This window comes from Microbacterium sp. SZ1, from assembly GCF_002362255.1.
In the GTDB taxonomy this organism is placed as follows: domain Bacteria; phylum Actinomycetota; class Actinomycetes; order Actinomycetales; family Microbacteriaceae; genus Microbacterium.
The window spans coordinates 1-20,074 of sequence record NZ_LPVV01000041.1 but is presented as its reverse complement, the minus strand read 5'-3'; the positions used below and the strand labels follow the sequence as shown (position 1 = coordinate 20,074).

At 70.5% G+C, this 20,074-nt stretch carries 12 protein-coding genes; 9 read left to right on the top strand and 3 right to left on the bottom strand.

From position 1 onward, the window contains the following. The first annotated feature begins 78 nt into the window (after window positions 1–78). The 5 genes from AUC47_RS15935 (at window position 79) to AUC47_RS15915 (ending at window position 7,020) form a co-directional block, all read left to right on the top strand. Entirely contained in the window at window positions 79–1,263 is a 1,185-nt protein-coding gene (locus AUC47_RS15935; RefSeq protein ID WP_096716175.1) for a sensor histidine kinase, read from the top strand. Between the two features lie 4 nt (window positions 1,264–1,267). Next, window positions 1,268–1,999 carry a LytR/AlgR family response regulator transcription factor gene (locus AUC47_RS15930; protein WP_096716174.1) on the top strand — a complete coding sequence of 244 codons (732 nt, stop codon included), beginning with the start codon at window positions 1,268–1,270 and terminating at the stop codon, window positions 1,997–1,999. After that, window positions 1,996–2,370, top strand: coding sequence for a heavy metal transporter (locus AUC47_RS15925; RefSeq protein ID WP_096716173.1), 375 nt, complete (start codon window positions 1,996–1,998; stop codon window positions 2,368–2,370). The genes AUC47_RS15930 and AUC47_RS15925 overlap by 4 nt, the downstream gene beginning before the upstream one ends. After that, complete coding sequence (locus tag AUC47_RS15920; RefSeq protein WP_096716172.1) at window positions 2,367–3,824, top strand: sodium/solute symporter; 1,458 nt, start codon at window positions 2,367–2,369, stop codon at window positions 3,822–3,824. Before AUC47_RS15925 ends, AUC47_RS15920 begins: the two co-directional genes overlap by 4 nt. A 169-nt stretch (window positions 3,825–3,993) precedes the next feature. Then, the gene (locus AUC47_RS15915; RefSeq protein WP_179297656.1) at window positions 3,994–7,020 is read left to right on the top strand and encodes a S8 family peptidase; all 3,027 of its coding nucleotides are present in this window, start codon (window positions 3,994–3,996) and stop codon (window positions 7,018–7,020) included. A 121-nt stretch (window positions 7,021–7,141) separates the two neighbouring features. Here the strand turns inward: AUC47_RS15915 and AUC47_RS15910 are convergent, their stop codons facing one another. Continuing rightward, a complete protein-coding gene (locus tag AUC47_RS15910; RefSeq protein WP_096716170.1) occupies window positions 7,142–8,059 on the bottom strand; it encodes a pirin family protein in 918 nt (305 codons plus the stop codon). Beyond that, window positions 8,059–8,388 carry a GNAT family N-acetyltransferase gene (locus tag AUC47_RS15905; protein ID WP_096716169.1) on the bottom strand — a complete coding sequence of 110 codons (330 nt, stop codon included), beginning with the start codon at window positions 8,386–8,388 and terminating at the stop codon, window positions 8,059–8,061. The genes AUC47_RS15910 and AUC47_RS15905 overlap by 1 nt, the downstream gene beginning before the upstream one ends. Window positions 8,389–8,582: 194 nt before the next feature. On the opposite strand from AUC47_RS15905, the gene recQ reads away from it, so the two are divergent. Then, entirely contained in the window at window positions 8,583–10,613 is a 2,031-nt protein-coding gene (gene recQ / locus AUC47_RS15900) for a DNA helicase RecQ (RefSeq protein ID WP_096716168.1), read from the top strand. An 18-nt stretch (window positions 10,614–10,631) separates the two neighbouring features. Here recQ and AUC47_RS15895 read toward each other — a convergent pair whose 3' ends face one another. Further along, entirely contained in the window at window positions 10,632–11,915 is a 1,284-nt protein-coding gene (locus AUC47_RS15895) for a TetR/AcrR family transcriptional regulator (protein ID WP_096716167.1), read from the bottom strand. A gap of 136 nt (window positions 11,916–12,051) precedes the next feature. Between AUC47_RS15895 and AUC47_RS15890 the strand changes: the two genes are divergently transcribed. The 3 genes from AUC47_RS15890 to AUC47_RS15880 form a co-directional block, all read left to right on the top strand. Beyond that, entirely contained in the window at window positions 12,052–13,350 is a 1,299-nt protein-coding gene (locus tag AUC47_RS15890) for an MFS transporter (RefSeq protein ID WP_096716166.1), read from the top strand. A 1-nt stretch (window position 13,351) separates the two neighbouring features. Continuing rightward, window positions 13,352–15,136: a glycoside hydrolase family 3 protein gene (locus AUC47_RS15885; RefSeq protein WP_096716165.1), complete on the top strand. Its 1,785-nt coding sequence runs from the start codon at window positions 13,352–13,354 to the stop codon at window positions 15,134–15,136. A gap of 331 nt (window positions 15,137–15,467) precedes the next feature. Continuing rightward, a partial coding sequence (locus AUC47_RS15880; protein ID WP_143740757.1) for a choice-of-anchor G family protein occupies window positions 15,468–20,074 on the top strand: 4,607 nt, incomplete at its 3' end.

Sequence of the window (20,074 nt, the reverse complement as noted above, 5' to 3'; positions counted from 1 at the left end):
AGAACTTCACGATGGCCGCAGAAGTTGACGAGCGGGAAGCGTCTCAAAGACCGGATGCCGTATGCCTAGGCTGAGGGCATGAACGACGTCGTCCTCGCCGCGGTCCTGGGCGCGGTCGGCGGCGTCGTGCTCACGGTTCTCCTGCTGCTCGCGCGGCGGCTGGCGCGAGGATCGGCCGACCTCGGCAGCGATGCCGAGCGGGCCGCGCTGCAGGCCCTGCATCAGGCGAGCCTCGCAGCGCCGCACCTGCGCGCGGGGCTGACCGGTCCCGACGTGGTCAAGGCGGCCCGGCACCTTCGGGTGCTGCTCGGCAGTGCGGCGGTGGCGATCGTCGGCGACGACGATGCGCTGTCGTTCGACGGACCGTCCGACGGGCTGGAGTCGTCGGCCGTGCGCATCGCCCAGCACGTGCGGTCCTCGGCGCGTCGACAGGTCTTCCGGTCGCCCGACGGGCACACCGACGCCCTCGAAGCGGTGGGCGCACCGATCGTCGTCGACGGGCAGGTCATCGGCGCCGTCGTGGCGTTCGCAGCCCCGGTCGGTGCAGCGCTCGTGCGAGCGGCGGAAGAGGTCGCCGACTGGTGCGCCGCGCAGGTCGAGCTCGGCAGCCTCGATGCGTCGCGCACGCAGCTGGCCGAGGCCGAGCTGCGGTCGCTGCGGGCGCAGATCTCGCCGCACTTCATCTACAACTCCCTCACCGCGATCGCGTCGTTCATCCACACCGACCCGCTACGGGCGCGCGACCTCGTGCTCGAGTTCGCCGACTTCACGCGGTACTCGTTCCGCCGGCAGGGGGAGTTCACGACGCTCGCGGAGGAGCTCGGCAGCATCCGCTCCTTCCTCGAACTGGAGCGCGCACGGTTCGGAGAGCGCTTGCGCGTGACCCTGCGGATCGCGCCGGAGACGCTGTCGACCGTCATCCCTTTCCTCTCCGTGCAGCCACTGGTCGAGAACGCCGTGCGCCACGGCGTCGAACCCGGTGAGGGCGGGGGCGAGATCCGCATCGTCTCGCGTGACGACGGCACGCACACCGAGGTCACCGTCGAGGACGATGGCGTCGGGATGGACCCGCACGCGCTCCGCGCCACACTCACGGCCGCCGACGACGGGTCGCACGTGGGCCTGCGCAACGTCGACACCCGCCTGCGTCAGCTGTACGGACCCGAGGGCGGCCTCGTCGTCGAGACGAACACCGGCGCGGGTACCCTGGTGCGCATGCGGGTGCCCAAGTCGCAGCCGCAGCACGATCCCGAAGGCGATTGACTCGATGACCGACGCAGGCACGATCGACGCCCTCGTCGCCGACGACGAGAAGCCGGCGCTCGACGAGCTGGTGCACCTGCTGCGCCTCGACCCGCGGGTCGGCGACGTGCTCACGGCGACGTCAGGTGCCGAGGCGCTGCGGATCCTGTCGCAGCACCCCGTGCGCATCGCGTTCCTCGACATCCACATGCCCGGCCTGCTCGGCACCGACCTCGCCCGATCCCTGCTCGCCCTCGCCGCGCCGCCGGCCGTCGTGTTCGTCACCGCCGACGAGGCCCGCGCGGTCGAGGCGTTCGAGCTGCGCGCGGCGGACTACCTGCTGAAGCCGGTGCGGGTCGAGCGGCTGCGGCAGGCCGTCGATCGCGTGATCGAGCTCGGCGAGGTCGCCGTGCCGGGCGACGACGAGACGCTGCCGGTGACGCTCGGCTCGACCGTGCGGTTCGTGCGGCGCAGCGAGGTGCGCTGGGTGCAGGCCCAGGGTGACTACTCGCGCCTGCACACCGCGGACGGCGGGCACCTCGTCCGCATCCCGATCTCCGAGCTCGAGACCCGGTGGGCGGATGCCGGCTTCCTCCGCATCCATCGCTCCACCCTCGTCCGCGCGGCCGCGGTGACGGAGGCGCGGCTGTGGGGGTCGGAACCGGCGGTCGTCGTGGATGCCGCGGTGCTGCCCGTAAGCAGGCGCCTTGTTGCCGGGGTGCGCGATGCCCTCCTGCGCGTCGAGGGGGCGCCGTGACCGAGACGCCGAAGCGCGTGCGCGTCACCGCCGATGCGCCGACGCGACGCCCAGCGCCGCTGACGCGCGGCATCGCCCTGCCCGGCTCGCCGGTCGACGAGGCGGATGCCGTCTTCACGCGCGCACTGATGCGCAGCCAGCTGCGGCTCGCACTCGGCACCGTCGCGGGCTTCGTGCTCGTCGTGATCGCGCTGACGCTCGCGATCGCCCTGATTCCCGAGTTCGATGAGCTCGTCGTGTGGGGGCTGCCGCTGTCGTGGCTGCTGCAGGCGTACGCGTTCTACCCGATCATCCTCGTCTTCGCGGTGCTGTACGTGCGCACGGCCGCGCGCAACGAACGCCGGTTCCGTGTGCTGCGGGACCGCGAGTGAACGCCGTCCTCGACCTCGTCGGCATCGCGCTCGTCGTGGTCGCGACGCTGCTCATCGGCGTCTACGGGCTGCGTATCTCGCGCACCACGGGCGATTTCTTCGTGGCGTCGCGCACGGTGCGCCCGGTGTGGAACGCCTCGGCGATCAGCGGGGAGTATCTCTCGGCTGGCACGTTCCTCGGACTCTCCGGACTCGTCCTGCTCGACGGCGCGCGCGGGTTCTGGTTCCCGATCGGATACGCGGCCGGCTACCTTCTGGTGCTGGTGTTCGTCGCGGCGCCGCTCCGCCGCAGCGGCGCGTACACGATCCCCGATTTCCTGGAGGCGCGGCTGGAATCGACGACCGCCCGCCGTGTCACCAGCATCGCAGTGCTCGTGATCGGCTGGCTGTACATCGTGCCGCAGCTGCACGGCGCCGGCATCACGCTGCTCGTCGTCGCCGGGCTGCCCGAGTGGGTGGGGGCGGTGCTCGTCGCGGTGCTCGTCGCGGCGGCAGTGGCGGCGGGAGGGATGCGCGCGATCACCTACGTGCAGGCGTTCCAGTACTGGCTCAAGCTCACGGCGCTGCTCGTGCCGGTGGTGTGCATCGCGTTCGCGCTGAGCGGCGGGCCGCACGATTTCGACCCCGCGTTGGTGTTCCCCGCCGAGGCCGGCCCCTCGGGGTTCGACGCGTACGAGACGGCATCCCTGCTTCTCGCCCTCCTGCTCGGGACCATGGGTCTGCCGCATGTGCTCGTGCGGTTCTACACGAGTCCGACGGGGGTGTCGGCGCGCCGAACCACCGTGATCGTCATCGGCATGGTGAGCGCGTTCTACGCCGTGTCGAGCACGATGGGTCTGCTCGCGCGCGTCGCGGCTCCCGACCTGGCGGAGCCGGGGGTGGCCGACACGGTCGTCCTGCTGCTGCCCTCCCGGGTGTTCCCGGGTCTTGCGGGGGAGCTGCTCACGGCGCTCATCGTCGCCGGCGCGTTCGCCGCGTTCCTCGCGACCTCGGCCGGGCTGGTCGTGTCGCTCGCCGGGGTCGTGAGCCAGGACGTGTTCTCCGGATCCGTGCGCTCGTTCCGTCTGTCGGCCGTGCTGTGCGCACTCGTCCCGCTCGCGGTCGCGCTTCTCACCGCGCCGGCGGGACTCGGATCGAGCGTCGGAGTCGTGTTCGTGATCGCCGCGTCGACGCTCTCTCCGGTGATCCTCCTGGGTGTGTGGTGGCGCGGCCTCACGGCCCGCGGGGCGGTCGCGGGGATGCTGTCCGGTGGCCTCGCAGCGGGCCTCGCCCTGGTGGTGCACGCCGCGATCGGCGGAGTGGGCGTCGCCGCTCCGTATCTCGCTCAGCCCGCCGCCTGGACGATCCCGCTGGCGGCCGCGGTCACGGTCGTCGTGTCGGTGCTCGACCCGCGCGGACCGTCGCCGCGCACGGCGAGGTTCCTCGCGCGCGTGCACTCGCCGGAGCGAGGCTGACGGACGCACGATCCTCGACGGACGCACAGCGATGTATTGGCCATTCGTCTAGGTTTCCTCGTCGAGCCTGGTCACCCGACCGAAGCCCGGGTTACTTTGATCGGCGGTGCGGCAACGAGGCCGCACCGTGATCATCGGAGAGACACACATGGGTCGAACACCCCTCCGGATGGCGGCGGCCACAAGCCTGGCCGCGCTGTTCGTCGCGTCGACGGCAACCGCAGGATACGCAGGCGTCGAGGAGGTGAACGCACCCACCCCGATCGAGGGGACGCCCGGTCAGTACATCGTCGTGATGAAGGCCGATCCGCTCGCCAGCTATGAGGGCGGAGTTGACGGCATCCAGGCCACGAAGCCCGCCGAAGGCGAGCAGCTCGAGCCGGAATCGCAGGAGTCCCTCCGCTACGTCGAGCACCTCGAGACCGAACAGCAGACGCTCGCCCAGGAGGTCGGGGTCACCCCCGACACGACCTATCAGGTCGTGCTCAACGGGTTCAGCGCCCAGCTCTCGGGTGAGCAGGTAGACAAGCTCCGCGCGTCGAAGGACGTCTACGGCGTTTATCCGGACTTCATCCGCCACCCGGACGCGCAGTCCTCCACCAGCTTCCTCGGGCTCGGCGACGACAAGAAGGGCAAGGGCGGCGTCTGGCAGCAGACCGGCGGCGTCGACAAGGCCGGTGAAGGCGTCGTGGTCGGCGTGATCGACACCGGCATCGCGCCCGAGCATCCGTCGTTCGAGGGCAAGAAGCTCAAGCAGCAGAAGAAGGACAAGAACCGCCACAAGGGCAGTCAGCCCTACACCGACGGCACCACCGTCTACTTCGACAAGTCCGACGGCGGGCGCTTCCAGGCCACCATGGTCGAAGGTCAGGGGTGGGACAAGAGCGACTACAACAGCAAGCTGATCGGCGCGCAGTACTTCTCCTCGGGCGCTGCCGCCGCCGGATTCGACTTCCAGTACGACTACCTCTCGCCGCGCGACGGCGACGGACACGGCTCGCACACCGCGAGCACCGCGGCCGGCAACTTCAAGGTGAAGGCGACCGTCGAGGGCGTCGATCTCGGCACCATCTCGGGTGTCGCGCCCGGCGCGAAGGTCTCCGCCTACAAGGCCTGCTACGTCGGCCCCGATCCCGCGGTCACGACCGACGACATCTGCGCCGGCAGCGACCTGATCGCCGCGATCGACCAGGCCGTCGCCGACGGCGTCGACGTCATCAACTACTCGATCGGCGGCGGCGCGGCATCCACCGTCCTCGCCCCCGAAGACATCGCGTTCTTCAATGCGGCCGCCGCCGGCGTCTTCGTCGCGACGAGCGCGGGCAACGACGGACCCGACCCGGTGACCGCCGACCACGCCTCGCCCTGGTACACGACGGTCGCGGCATCCACCATCCCGACGTGGGAGGGCACGGTGCAGTTCGACGGCTTTGCGCAGGCGGGAGCGTCGGTGAGCGTGCCGTTCGGCCAGACCGTGACCGGCCCGTCGGTGTACGCGGGCGACATACCGGCATCCGGTGCCTCCGGTGCGGATGCCGCGCTCTGCCTCCCGGGCACGCTCGACGCCGCGAAGGCGGCCGGCCACATCGTGGTCTGCGATCGAGGCAACAACGCGCGCGCCGAGAAGTCGCAGGTCGTGAAGGATGCCGGGGGCATCGGCATGGTCCTCGTCAACGTTCCGGGCGGATCCGACTCGCTCGACAACGACTTCCACGCCGTGCCGACCGTGCACCTCGCCTCCGCCTACCGCGCGGCCGTGCTCGCGTACGTGCAGGGCGGCACCGATCGTCCGATCTCGCTCGTGGGCGAGAACACGACGGGCGTCACCACGCCGGTGCCGCAGATCGCCGGATTCTCGAGCCGCGGGCCGATGCTGGCCGACGGCAGCGACATCATGAAGCCCGACATCGCCGCCCCCGGTGTGGCGATCCTCGCCGCGACGAACAACGACCCCGACGAGGCGCCGACCTTCGGCATCCTCTCCGGAACCTCGATGGCGTCGCCGCACATCGCCGGCCTCGCGGCCCTGTATCTCGGCGAGCGGCCGAACGCCAAGCCCGCCGAGATCAAGTCCGCGATGATGACCACGGCGTACGACACCGTGAACGCCGACGGATCGCCCAACCGCGACCCGTTCCAGCAGGGCGCCGGACAGGTCGACCCGAAGCGGTACTTCAACCCGGGTCTGCTGTACCTGAACGACGTCGCCGACTGGACGGCCTACCTCGAGGGCAAGGGCCTCGCCGACTTCCCGGGCGACCCGATCGACGGCAGCGACCTGAACGTCGCGTCGATCTCGATCGGATCGCTCGCGAGCGCGCAGACCGTCACCCGCACGGTGACCTCCACCGAGAAGGGCACGTTCACGGCATCCGCCGACGTGCCCGGTGTGAACGTCACGGTGTCTCCCTCCACGCTGACATTCGACCGAGCGGGCCAGACCGCGAGCTACACGGTCACGTTCGACAACGCGAGCGCGCCGGTCGAGCAGTGGGCGACCGGGTCGTTGACCTGGACGAGCAAGAAGAACACGGTGCGGTCGCCGATCGCGGTGTTCCCGGTCACGGCGGATGCTCCGGCCGAGGTGTCGGGCACGGGTGTCGACGGGTCGACCACGGTGGAGATCACGCCGGGTGTCGACGGCGACCTCGCTCTCGGTCTCTCGGGTCTCACGCCGTTCACGCTGCTGGAAGACCCCGACGGGCGTGTCACCGGTCACTCCGGCGACGAGTCCTCGGGAGACGAGAACAAGGACGTGTCGTGGATCGTCGACGTGCCGGAGGGCACGACGCTCGCCCGGTTCGACCTCGACTCGTCGGACGACGCCGGTAGCGACCTCGACCTCACCGTGTACCGGGTGGTGAGCCCCGACGACCTGCGGTACTACGAGCGGTGGCAGTCGGCCACCGGATCGGCCGATGAGCAGGTGACGGTCGCGGCTCCGACCGCGGGCACGTACCTGGTCGTGGCGAATGTGTACGCGACCTCGGCGCCGATGACGTGGGACATGACCTACGCCGCCGTGCAGCCCGAGGGTGAGGGCGCGTTCACCGCGAACCCGAACCCGGTTCCCGCCGTCCGCGGCGAGAAGACGAGCTACGACCTCAGCTGGAGCGGCCTCGAGGCCGGCACCCGCTACCTCGGGCTCGTGCAGTACGGCGACTCGGCTGTGCGGACGATCGTAACGGTCGAGTAGCGCGCGACGAGACGAAACGCGGCGAGGAGTCGTACGGACCTCACCGCGTTTCGTCTCGCTTCGCTCGCTCAACGACCGGTCGCTCAACGACCGCTCGCTCGAGGACCGGTTAGCGCGGGCGTCAGATCTTGCGACCGCGGGGCATGAGCCGCACGTCGGGCAGCGGCGGCGCGGGGATGCGCACGTCGTGGCCCTCGACGGTTCCGAAGCGGTCGGATGCGGCTTCCCAGTCGTCTCTCGCTTCGACGATCTCCTCGTGCGTGCGACCGGCGAAGTTCCACCACATGACGATGTCGCTCTCGAACGGCTCACCGCCGAGGAGGAACAACAGCGCGCCGTTCGCGCTCGACACCTCGACGGCATCCCGTTCGTCGCCGAGGTAGAGCATGTCGTTCAGCTCCATCGGATGCTGCGACACGACGGCATCCCCCTCGACGAGCATGACTCCGTGCTCCCAGCCGGTGTGCAGGGGCAACCGCACGGTGCTTCCGGCGGCGACGACGACCTCGGCACCGACGATGGGCGTGTGCACGGTGGCCGGAGAGGTGATGCCGGCGAACTCGCCCAGCACGACCGTGGCCGCGGCATCCGCTCCGTCGAGGGCGGGCAGCCGGACACCGGGAAGCTCCGTGTGCTGCTCGAACCCACCGGCGCCGTGCCGCGCGGTCTCCGGCAGCACGACCCAGAACTGCAGGGCGTCGAGTGGCACCGGATCATCGCCGACCGAGTACTCCGAGTGCGAGATGCCGTTGCCGGCGGTCATGAGATTGAGCTGGCCGCGTCGCAGGTTGACGTCGCTGCCGAGGGCGTCGCGGTGGCGGATCTCGCCGACAAGCGGCCAGGTCACGGTCTGCAGACCGATGTGCGGGTGGGGTTCGACGCGCATGCGCGTCTCGGCCGGGCCGAACCGGTCGAGGAAGCACCACGCGCCGATGGTCGGCAGGTTGCGGTGCGGCAGCAGGCGCAGCACGTTCATGCCGCGCACCCCGCCGAGCGGGACGTCGCGCGGTTCCAGGACGATGCGGCGCTCGCCGATCATCACGCCTCCGCGGCGTCGGTGCCCGCGACCGGGGCCGGCCGCTGCGGCCAGCGGATCTCGGCGCCCTCGATCTCGTGCGTGGTCAGGTACTTCGCGATGTACGGGCACAGCGGCACGATGGCGTCTCCGGTGGCCGCGGCATCCGTCAGTGCGTCCTTCGCGAGGATGCTCGCGAGACCCTGCCCCTGGAAAGCCGGGTCGATCTCGGTGTGGATGAAGCGGATCGCACCGGGGCGCAGCTGAAACTCGGCGAACCCGGCCAGGGTGTCGCCGGAGTGGATCTCGTAGCGCGAGGCGTCGTCGTTGCGGGTCACGGTGAAGTCGGTCATCGGAGGCTCCTTCGGGCGTCTGCGTCCAACCTACGCCCGCGCGGCGACACCGAGGTCGAAAGACGCGTCCCGTGGGCACCTGCTGCGGGAATCTGAGCAGAATTACGACGAGAGGTGCCACCTGAACAAGGGGTGCGCGGGATGCTGTGGACGCGGCGGCCCGGCTTGTCGGCGGGGGTCGTTACGCTGGAGGGATGCCGCAGACTCCCCGTGACCCGTACGAGGATCTGCCGTTCGCAGACGAGCCGCCCCGCGACGACTGGGAGGGTGGCTGGGAGCCGAGCGAGCCGCCGGAGCCCCTGGACTGGGAGCCCCAGGGAGCCGGGTTCGAGCCGCCGCTCGACTGGGGCCCTGGGCCCTCGACGCCCGTGGCGACGGCATCCGCCCCTCCGGTCCATCGTGCGACGCCGAGTCGTTTCGCGACCGCGCGCGAGGCGCTGCACACGGTGTTCGGCTACGAGGAGTTCCGCGGCGACCAGGCCGCGATCGTCGACCAGGTCATCGGTGGCGGGGATGCCGTCGTGCTCATGCCGACCGGCGGCGGCAAGAGCATCACGTATCAGGTGCCTGCGCTCGTGCGCGAGGGGACGGGACTCGTGATCAGCCCCCTCATCGCGCTCATGCACGACCAGGTCGACGCGCTCCGCGCGAACGGCGTGAAGGCCGCCTACCTCAACTCGACGCAGTCGATCGACGAGCGCCGCGAGGTCGAGAGGGCGTACGTGTCGGGCGAGCTCGACCTCATCTACGTGGCGCCGGAGCGCCTGTCGAGCCCTGCGACGACGGCGCTGCTGCAGCGCGGCACGCTCAGCGTCATCGCGATCGACGAGGCGCACTGCGTGTCGCAGTGGGGCCACGACTTCCGCCCCGACTACCTCGCCCTCGGTGACCTCGGCGAGCGGTTCCCCGGCGTCCCGCGCATGGCGCTCACAGCCACCGCGACCCGCGCGACCCATAAGGAGCTGACCGAGCGGCTGCACCTCGACGACGCGAAGCACTTCGTCGCGAGCTTCGACCGGCCCAACATCCAGTACCGCATCGTGCCGAAGGTCGACCCCCGCAAGCAGCTCGTCTCCTTCATCCGCGAGCAGCCCGAGGGAGCGGTCGGCATCGTCTATGCGCTCAGCCGCAAGTCCGTCGAGCAGACCGCGACGTACCTCTCGGCGCAGGGCTTCGACGCCCTGCCGTACCACGCGGGGCTGCCGCCAGAGGTCCGCGCGGCGAACCAGTCGCGCTTCCTCCGAGAGGACGGCGTCGTCATGGTCGCGACGATCGCGTTCGGCATGGGCATCGACAAGCCCGACGTGCGCTTCGTCGCGCACATCGACCTGCCGAAGTCGGTCGAGGGGTACTACCAGGAGACCGGTCGAGCAGGGCGCGACGGTCTGCCCTCGATCGCGTGGATGGCCTACGGCCTGGGCGATGTCGTGCAGCAGCGACGCCTGATCGATCAGAGCCCGGGCGACCGCACCTTCAAGATGCGCATGGGGCAGCACCTCGACGCCATGCTCGCGCTCTGCGAGACCGTGCAGTGCCGGAGGCAGAACCTGCTCGGCTACTTCGGGCAGGACTCCGAGCCGTGCGGCAACTGCGATACGTGCCTCGAGAAGGCCGACACGTTCGACGGGCTGATCCCGGCGCAGAAGATGCTCTCGACGATCGTGCGCCTCAAGCGCGAGCGCAACCAGGCGTTCGGTGCGGGCCACCTCATCGACATCCTGCGCGGAGCGTCGACCGAGCGCATCCGCCAGCAGGGCCACGAGAAGATCGCGACCTACGGCATCGGTTCCGATCTCAGCGAGCAGGACTGGCGCAGCGTGATCCGCCAGCTCCTCGCCCGCGGCATCCTCGCTGCTCAGGGGGAGTACGGCACGCTCGCCCCCGGTGCCGAGGCGCCCGGCGTGCTCAAGGGTGCGACGCCCGTGCCGCTCCGAAAGGACACGATCGGACGGCTGTCGTCGCCGACGCGCGCCCGCAAGGCGAGCGCGGCGGATGCTCTGGATGCCGGAGACCGCGGCCTCTTCGAGGCGCTCCGCGCCTGGCGTGCCGGCGTCGCTCGCGAGCAGGGCAAGCCGGCGTACGTCGTCTTCGGCGACGCCACGCTGCGGGCGCTCGCCGAGCACCGCCCGGCTTCGCTCTCCGACCTCGAGGGCATCACCGGCATCGGCGAGAAGAAGCGCGAGGCGTATGGCGAAGGTGTGCTCGCCGTGATCGCGAACGCCTGAGTCCGCCGTCCGCCGTTCTCAGTCGCGAAGCGGCAGCACGTCGTCGAGGTGCGCCCGCAGCTGAGCGGCGATGTTCACGGCATCCCGGTCGTACAGCCATTGGTACTGCAGGCCGTCCCAGAGGGCGACGAGCCAGACGGCCTCGTGCTCGGGATCGCGGTGCGCGGGCAGATCGCCGTCGAGCTGAGCAAGCCGGAAGAGTTCGGCGAAATAGTCGATCGCACGGGCGAATCGCCGGGTGAAGTACTCGTGAGCCGGATGACCCACCGGCACGGCTTCGCACGACAGCACGGCGTACACCTCGATCAGCCCCGGCTCGTCGTGAGCGTTGCCGAAAGCGCCCAGCGGTAGGTCGCGCAGCGCATCGGCAGCGCGGTCGAGGGGAATCGTGTCGGCGCGGTCCTGGATCGAGCGGTCACGCTCGGCGAGCACCGCGCTCAACAGAAGCTCCTTGGACGGGTAGTGGTGCAGAAGCGTCGACTTCGAGGCTCCGACGGCCTCGGCGATGTCGCGCAGGCTCGTGTCACCGTAGCCGTCGCGCGCGAAGAGCCGCATGGCGTCGGCGACGATCCTCGCCCGCCGCTTGCGTCCGACGGCGTAGCCGGGGTCGGCGTCCGTCGGTTCGTCGATGAGGGCACCCGTGATGCCGGGGAAAGGCGCACCGGTCGCGGCCGCCGGTGCGTCGTCGGGGTCGCGCCAGCCGGGCGGCAGCGCCCACAGCGATTCCCGCTCCTCCAGCATCGCGACGACGTCGACACGGTCGGGCAGATACTGCGACATGAGCTGCAGGCCGTCCCACCCGGCCATGTGGCGGATCGTCTCCGCGGTCGGGTCGCGATCGGCATCCATGGTCCCGTGCTGTCGGGCGTCGACGAGCACATCCCGCGTCATCGCGCGGAGCCTCTCGTATCGTCCTCGCATGCGCTCGTGCGCGGGATGCCGGGGAGTGGACGCCTCGCCCGTGAGAGCCGCGAAGAGCTCCAGATAGCCGGGCGTGCGTGCGTTGCGCGCCGCGATCTCCGCAGAGACCAGGGCGCCGGGCTCGGCATTCGCGACGATCGCGTCGAATGCCCTCTCGTTGTCGTCCTCGAACCCGGCAACCACTTCGGCGAGCACAGCGTCTTTCGAGGCGAAGTGGCCGAGGAGTCCGGGATGGCTGACGGATGCCGCGGCCGCGATGTCCCGCAGTGAAGTGGCGCGGTAGCCGTTCGCGACGAACAGCTCGCGGGCCGCGTCGACGATGCGCTGCCTGGTGGCAGCGGCGCGCGCCTGCCGGGCGCCCGTCGAAGTCGCTGTCGTCATCGCGGCCTCCTCACCCACCCATCCTCTCTCATTACCAATCGGTCGATATTCACTTACCAATCGGTCGACTTTCATGTATGGTCATCTCGACGCCGCCTCGAAGACGATCGGCGCTCCCTTGCCCGAAAGGAATCCCATGACAGAGTTGTCACCGGCCGCGAATGCGGCGGCCGTCGGAACGACCGGCTTCAAGGCTGTCGGCACGACCCCGCCGAAGACCCCGCGCGGTTACACACCCGGACTCGCCGCCGTGAACTTCGGCGTCTTCCTCGCGCTGCTGACGCCGGTCATGGTGTCGATGGCGTTCAAGATCCAGCGTCTCGACCCCACGAACACCGAGGGCAGTCTCGGCCTCGTCATGGGCGTCGGTGCCGCCTTCGCGCTGGTCGCGAATCCCCTGGTCGGCCGCCTCTCCGACCGCACGACATCGCGCTGGGGCATGCGCCGCCCATGGATCCTCGGCGGAGCGATCGTCGGCCTCGGCGGCTTCGCGATCATCGGCGTCGCGACCTCGGTGTGGGTCGTCCTGCTCGCCTGGTGCCTGGTGCAGACCGCGATGAACGCCGTGCTCGCCGCCGCCAACGCAACCCTCCCCGACCAGGTGCCGGTGTCGAGCCGAGGCAAGGTCTCGGGCGTGGTCGGCATCACGACTCCGATCGGCATCCTCGCCGGCAGCTTCCTCGTGAACTTCCTCCCCGGCGACTTCGAGCGCTTCGTCGTGCCCGGCGTGATCGCGCTCGTGCTCGTGGTGATCTTCGTCCTCACGCTCAAGGACCGCCGTCTCGCCCAGAAGCCCGCCGAGCGCTTCACGCTCGCGATGTTCTTCGGCTCGTTCGTGTTCAACCCCCGCACGCACCCGGACTTCGGCTGGACGTGGCTGACGAAGTTCTTCGTCATGTTCGGCTACGCCGGCATCGCGACCTTCCTCCCGCTGTACCTCGTGACGCGTTTCGGCCTCGACGAGCAGGCCGCGGTCAGCACGATCCTCATCGCGAACCTCGCCTCGATGGCGGCGATGGCGATCTCCTCGCCGCTGGGCGGCTTCCTCTCTGACCGCATCGGCAAGCGTCGCCCGTTCGTCGCGATCGCCGGTCTGGTGATGGTCGTCGGTCTGGTCATCCTGGCGGTCGCGCCCTCGATCGAGGTCGTGATCCTCGCCCAGGCGATCATCGGTCTCGGTGCAGGGTCGTTCCTGTCGGTCGACCTCGCGCTCGCGACCGAGGTGCTGCCGAACCCCGACGACGTCGCGAAGGACCTCGGGGTGCTCAACATCGCGAACGCACTGCCGCAATCGATCGCGCCCGCGATCGCCCCGGGGATCATCGCTCTGGGCGCCGCAACGCCGCTGGGCGGCTACCCCACCTGGTATCTGTTCGGCGCCCTCGTCGCCCTGGCGGGTGCCGTGCTCGTCTACCGCATCAAGGGAGTCAAGTGAGATGACGGACACCACGACCACCACCACGAACACAGCGATCGCGCCCACGGCGAGGCCCTGGCTCGATCGCAGCCTCACGACCGACGAGCGCGTGCAGCTGCTGCTCGATGAGATGACGATCGAGGAGAAGGCGGGACTCTTCTTCCACACGATGATCGCGATCGGCGACCTCGACGAGGAGAATCCCGTGTTCGGGATGCCGAGCGCTCGCGAGCTCGTGGCGGGCAAGCACATCACGCACTTCAACCTCTTGGGCGCTGCGCCGACCGGACGCGAGATCGCGGCCTGGCACAACGAACTGCAGCGGCTCGCGGCATCCACTCGGCTGGGCATCCCCGTGACGCTGTCGACCGATCCGCGACACTCCTTCAGCGAGAACCCGGGGGCGTCGATCCTCGCCGGTCCGTTCTCGCAGTGGCCCGAAACCCTGGGTCTCGCAGCGACTCGCGACCCTGCGCTGGTCGAGCGATTCGCCGATATCGCCCGCAGGGAATACACCGCCGTCGGGCTCCGCGTGGCACTGCACCCGCAGGTGGATCTCGCCACCGAGCCTCGCTGGGCGCGACAGACCGCGACCTTCGGAGAGGACGCGGATCTCGCCGGCATTCTCGGGGCGGCATATATCCGCGGCTTCCAGGGCCCGACGTTCGGGCGCGGCTCGGTCTCCACCATGACGAAGCACTTCCCCGGCGGCGGTCCGCAGAAAGACGGCGAGGATCCGCACTTCCCCTACGGACGCGAGCAGGTGTACCCCGGCGGGCAGTTCGAACTGCATCTGAAGCCCTTCGAGGATGCGCTCGCCGCGGGGACCAGGCAGATGATGCCGTACTACGGGATGCCCGTGGGAACCGACTACGAAGAGGTCGGCTTCGGCTTCAACAGGTCGGTGATCACCGGCCTGCTCCGGGAGCGTTTCGGATTCGATGGCCTGGTGTGCACGGACTGGGGACTCATCAGCGACGCGGAGATCTTCGGTCAGCCCTTCCCCGCTCGCGCGTGGGGTGTGGAGCACCTGTCGCCACGGGAGCGGATGCGCAAAGTGCTCGACGCCGGAGCCGACCAGTTCGGCGGTGAGGACTGCGCAGAGCTGCTGCTCGCACTGGTCGCCGAAGGGTCCGTCTCCGAGGAGCGGCTGGACGCCTCGGCTCGTCGGATTCTGCGCGAGAAGTTCGAGCTCGGACTCTTCGACGATCCGTTCGTCGACGAGGACGCTGCGGATGCCGTGGTCGGCGCCCCCGAGTTTCGCGCCGCAGGCGAGGAGGCTCAGCGCGCATCGATCACGGTGCTCACGAACGACGGCATCCTGCCGTTCCGTCGCGGTCTGAGACTCTATGTGGAGGGCATCGATGCCGCCGTGGCGGCCGCCTACGGCGAGGTGGTCGACTCGCCGGGTGACGCCGATCTCGCGATCGTGCGTCTGCAGGCGCCGTTCGAGCAGCGCGAGACGATGTTCGAGAACTTCTTCCACGCCGGCTCGCTCGAGTTCCCGGTCGAGGTGATCGACCACGTCGAGCGGATCTCCGCCGTCGTCCCGACGGTCGTCGACGTGCTTGCCGACCGACCGGCGATCCTCGAGCCGGTGACAGTTCGCGCAACGGCCGTCACCGTCAACTGGGGCGCGTCCGGAGACGCGCTGCTCGATGTGCTGAGCGGCGCGTCGCCGTCGAGGGGGCGTCTACCCTTCGACCTGCCGCGCTCGATGGCAGCGATCGAGGCGTCTCGCCCGGATGTGCCGTTCGACACCGCCGACCCGCTCTTCCGATTCGGGCACGGCCTCGTGCTCTAGCCGCTCGCGCGCACAACGAAACGCCCCGCAGGCCCGTCGCCTGCGGGGCGTTCGCCGTGCCGGCAGACGCGCCGCGCAGAACGATCGTTCCGCGTGTTGTGCAGTTTGTTGACTGAACCTTCGTTCAATTGAGCGTTCAGATCATCCGGTATATCGGCGTGAGTACAGAATGTCTTGTCGTGCGTTAATCCGGGCCTCAAAGCTGGACAAAACCTGGACATGAATCCGCTCTCACGGGAATACTGTCTCCAAAACATGCGCTCGGCCGTTGATGTCTTCGGCACCTGGGGAGGGCCCATGACGCGGAGAATCTGCATCACGGGAGAGGCGAATGGACATTTCGGAGGGGAGGGCTCTGCGGCGACGCAGGGTCATCGGCGGAGGAATCGCAGGCGGAACAGCCGCCGCGGTCATCCTCGCGAGTGCACTGGTACCGACGGCGGCGAACGCCCTCGACGGAGCGGATCCGACCGATCCGTCGGCTGCGCAGGGGCAGATCATCCAGCTGCCGGCGGACCTGCTCGGGGGGCTGGACATCGCGACGCTCGGGCACACCCTGACGAGCAATCCGTCTGCTCCGGGACCTGAGCTCGGGGGTCTCGATCTCACGGCGCTGGACGCCCTCAGCATCGACGTGGGGTCTCTCAACGTTCCGCTGCTGACTGACGGCACGACGCCCGGTCTACTGCAACTGGGCGACCTCGGCAGCGCGCAGAGCTTCAGCTCCTCGCCGACGCAGACCCAGTCGATCGCGTCGTCCGGCACGATCACGTCGGGCGGTGCCATCGACGCGGGCGCGATCGACGGCAGCGTCACCCCCGGAACCCTCGACCTCACGGGGCTCTTCGACCAGCTCGACGTCGCGGGTCTCACCGACGCGGTCCTCGACCAGGCCTCGGTCGGCATCGGCGCCCTCGCGTCCAGGGCCGAGTCGAACACCGATGCCGCGACCTCCGAGTACCGGATCGCCGACCTCGGACTCGACCTGCACAGCGACCTCGTCGGCGGTCTCTCGGCCACTCTGGGCGGAGCCATCCAGGGCACGCTCACGCCGGTCAGCAACCTGGTCGGCCCGGGCGGCGCGCTGACCGCCCTCGCCACGACCCTCGTCGGCACCGTCAATGCCATTCCCGACGTGCCGCTGGTCGCGAACTTCACGGCGACCGGAGGCACCGCGTCGATCGCCGGACTCGACACCGTCGGACAGACGGTGGTCACCGAAGTGCTCGAGGAACCGCTCGAGAACACCACCGGGTCGGTGCTCGTCGACCTGGCCGACGGCACGATCTCGGTGAACCTCGCGCAGCTGCTCGTCGAGACCGGAGCCGGCGCGGATCTCAACACGCTTCCGGCGAACACCCCCGTGCTCTCCGCGACGATGATCTCGGCCATCCAGCAGGGGATCACCTCAGCGCTCACGGGGACGCACCCCGAGAGCCTCAACGGCAAGGTCACGTCGGTGCTCTCTGCGACGTTGAACGAGCTGCAGGCGACGGTGAACGTGGGCGTCACTCTCACCAACCCGCTCACCGGCATCACGCTCACGTCCGGCACCATCACCGTCGCCGGGACGCTCGCGCAGTTCGCGGGCACCGCGACTCCGGCGCCGACGACGACCACCGACATCACTCTCGCGGGGCTCGACCTCAGTCTTCTGCTGAACCCGGTGATCGCGGCCGTGACCTCCGCGGTCGCGACGACCACCGGCCCGCTCGTGAACACGGCGCTCACCAGTGTCATCCCGTTGGTGCAGCCGGCCCTCGCCGGGCTGACCACGCCACTGCTCGCGACTCTCGACCCGGTTCTGCAGGGTGTGCTTTCGCAGATCGCGACCGTCACGATCAACGAGCAGCCGGCTACGGGTGACCTCGGCGCCGACAGCTTCACGGTCCGCGCGCTGGCGGTCGATCTGCTCCCCGGAGTCGGGGGAGGAGTGTCGCTCGACCTGGGTTCGTCGACCGTGAAGTCGGCAGTGGCCGCCGTCGCCGCGATCGACGCGGCCGACACCGTGCAAGCGGGTACCGACCTGGCTGTGACGGGCTCCGGTTATCCCGCGAGCACCGAGGTCACGGTGCAGCTCACCGCGCCCGGTGGCGCGAACGTCGGCGGACCGGAGACCGTGACCACCGATCCGACGGGCGCGTTCACGCTGGCGTACCCGGTCCCCGCGTCCGCGGAACCGGCCGCCGGCTACACGGTGACGGCGACCGCCGGAGCGGTCAGCGCCACCGACACCACGGAGGTGACAGCGGCAGCCGCCGTGGATGCGGCACCTGCGGTGCAGGCCGGCACCGACCTGGCCGTCACCGGCACCGGCTGGCCCGCGAGCTCGCAGGTGTCCGTGCAGCTGACCGCCCCTGACGAGACTCCCATCGGCGGGCCGGTGCTCGCGAACACCGACCCCACCGGGTTCTTCTCGATCGCCTATCCCGTGCCCGCCGGCACCCCCGCTGCGACCGGATACACCGTCACGGCGACGGCAGGAGCCCAGACCGCGACCGACACGACCGAGGTCACCGACGCGCCGGTGCCGACGGTGGATGCCGCGGCGACCGTACAGGCGGGTACCGACCTCGGCGTCACCGGCGCGACGTGGCCGGCGAACACGCTGGTCACCGTGCAGCTGACCGCACCCGGCGGGGCGAACGTGGGCGGCCCGGAGACCGTGACGACCGATCCGTCCGGCGGCTTCACGCTCGCATACCCGGTTCCCGCCTCCGCGGCACCGGGGACCGGGTACACGGTGACGGCGACCGCCGGTGCGGCAACCGCGACCGACACCACCGAGGTCACGGCGGCCGCGTCCGTCGATGCGGCCGATACCGCGCAGGCAGGTACCGATCTTGCCGTCACCGGCGCCGACTGGCCCGCAAGCACTCAGGTGTCCGTCCAGCTGACGGCGCCGGGCGGTGAAGCCGTCGGCGGACCGGTGCTCGTGACGACCGACCCCAGCGGTGGGTTCACGCTCGCCTACCCCGTCCCCGCGACGGCGACGCCGGGTGCCGGCTACACCGTGACGGCGACGGCCGGAGCGCAGTCCGCCACCGACACGACCGAGATCACGGCAGCGGCAGCGGTCGACGCGGGCGACACCGCGCAGGCCGGAACCGATCTTCCGGTGACGGGTACCGGCTGGCCCGCGAACTCGCAGGTCACGATTCAGCTCACCGATCCCGACGGCGTGCCCGTCGGCGGACCGGTGCTCGTGACGACCGACCCCAGCGGCGGGTTCACCGTCGGCTACCCCGTTCCCGTGACGGCCGCCCCCGGAACCGGCTACACCGTGACCGCCACGGCCGGAGCGCAGTCCGCGACCGACACGACGGAGATCACGGCGGCGGCGACGGTGGATGCCGACGCGACCGTCGAGGCGGGATCCGACCTCGGGGTGACGGGCACGAACTGGCCCGCGAACACGGAGATCTCGGTGCAGCTCACTGCCCCGGGCGGAGCAGCGATCGGAACTCCGGTGACCACGACGACGGGACCGCTCGGCGGCTTCAGCCTGTCGTACCCGGTCCCGGCCGGCACTCCGGCGGGCACGGGCTACACCGTCACCGCGACGGCGGGCGCCCAGACCGCGACCGACACCACCGAGGTCACGGCGGCTCCGGTCGTCGTCGACGCGGCCCCCACGGTCCCGGCAGGAACCAATCTGGCGGTGACCGGCAGCGGCTGGCCCGTGAACTCCGCCGTGTCGCTGCAGCTGACCGCGCCGGGCGGCGGGGCGAACGTGGGCGGTCCGGTGACCGCGACGACCGATGCGTTCGGAGCCTTCACCGCGAACTACCCCGTCCCGGCCGGCACGACCGCCGGCGCCGGATACACGCTGACCGCCACGGCCGGCGCGATCACGGCGACCGACACCACCGAGGTCACCGCGGGCGATCCGGGCGACGTGAACACGAACGCCGCGGCATCCGCATCCGCATCGGCTGACGCGACCGCAGACGGCGACCCGTCGGCACAGGCGGCGGCCGAGGCGGCCGCTCTCGCCGACGCGACATCCGCGGCATCGGCCGCGGCGACGGCTGACGCTACGGCAGCGGCCGTGGCGGCGGCGACCACCGACGCCTCCACGACGGCCTCGGCCGATTCGACCACGACCGCGAACGCGGCCGCGGCGGTCGCGGCGCAGGCGGCTGCCCAGGCCGACGCGTCCGACGACGTGAACGCGGCGGCCTCGACAGCGGCTGATGCGAACTCGGCGGCCTCGTCGGAGTCGGCGGCCACGAGCGACTCGTCCACCGATGCCTCGTCGGAGGCGTCGACGAACGCGAACGCGGCGGCCTCGGCATCCGCATCCGCGAACGCCGACGCGTCGAGCGCCGCAGTGGCGGAGACGGCGGCCCAGGCCGCGGCCTACGCCGATGCGACGGCCGAGGGTTCCGCTGCGGCCGACCCCGCGGCGGAGGCGGCATCGGAGGCGGCGGCGACAGCCACCGCATCGACCGCGGCCACCGCCGACGCGACCTCGTCGGCCAACGCCGGAGCCGCGATCGCGGCACAGGCGGCGGCACTCGCGGATGCGACGTCGAACACGGCGGCCGACACCTCGGCCACGTCGGACGCGAGCACGAGCGCGGCGGCCAACGCCAGCGCGGCGGCGATCGCGACCGCGTCGACGGACGCCTCGTCGGATGCCGTGGCCTCGGCCGACGCCTCGGCCGAGATCAACACCAACGCCTCGGCGTCGGCGGCGGCCTCGGCTCAGGCCGACGACGACAGCAATGCGGCGGCGGAGGCGGCAGCGGTGGCGGCGGCTCTGGCAGACGCCACGAGCAGCGCCTCGGCAGCGGCAGACGCCACGGCGGCGGCAGCGGCCCAGGCCGCGGCGACGACCGACGCCTCGTCGAGGCCCTCGACGACCGCGACCTCCACCGCCAACGCCTCGGCGGCTGCGGCGGCCCAGGCGGCGGCGCAGAACGACGCGACCTC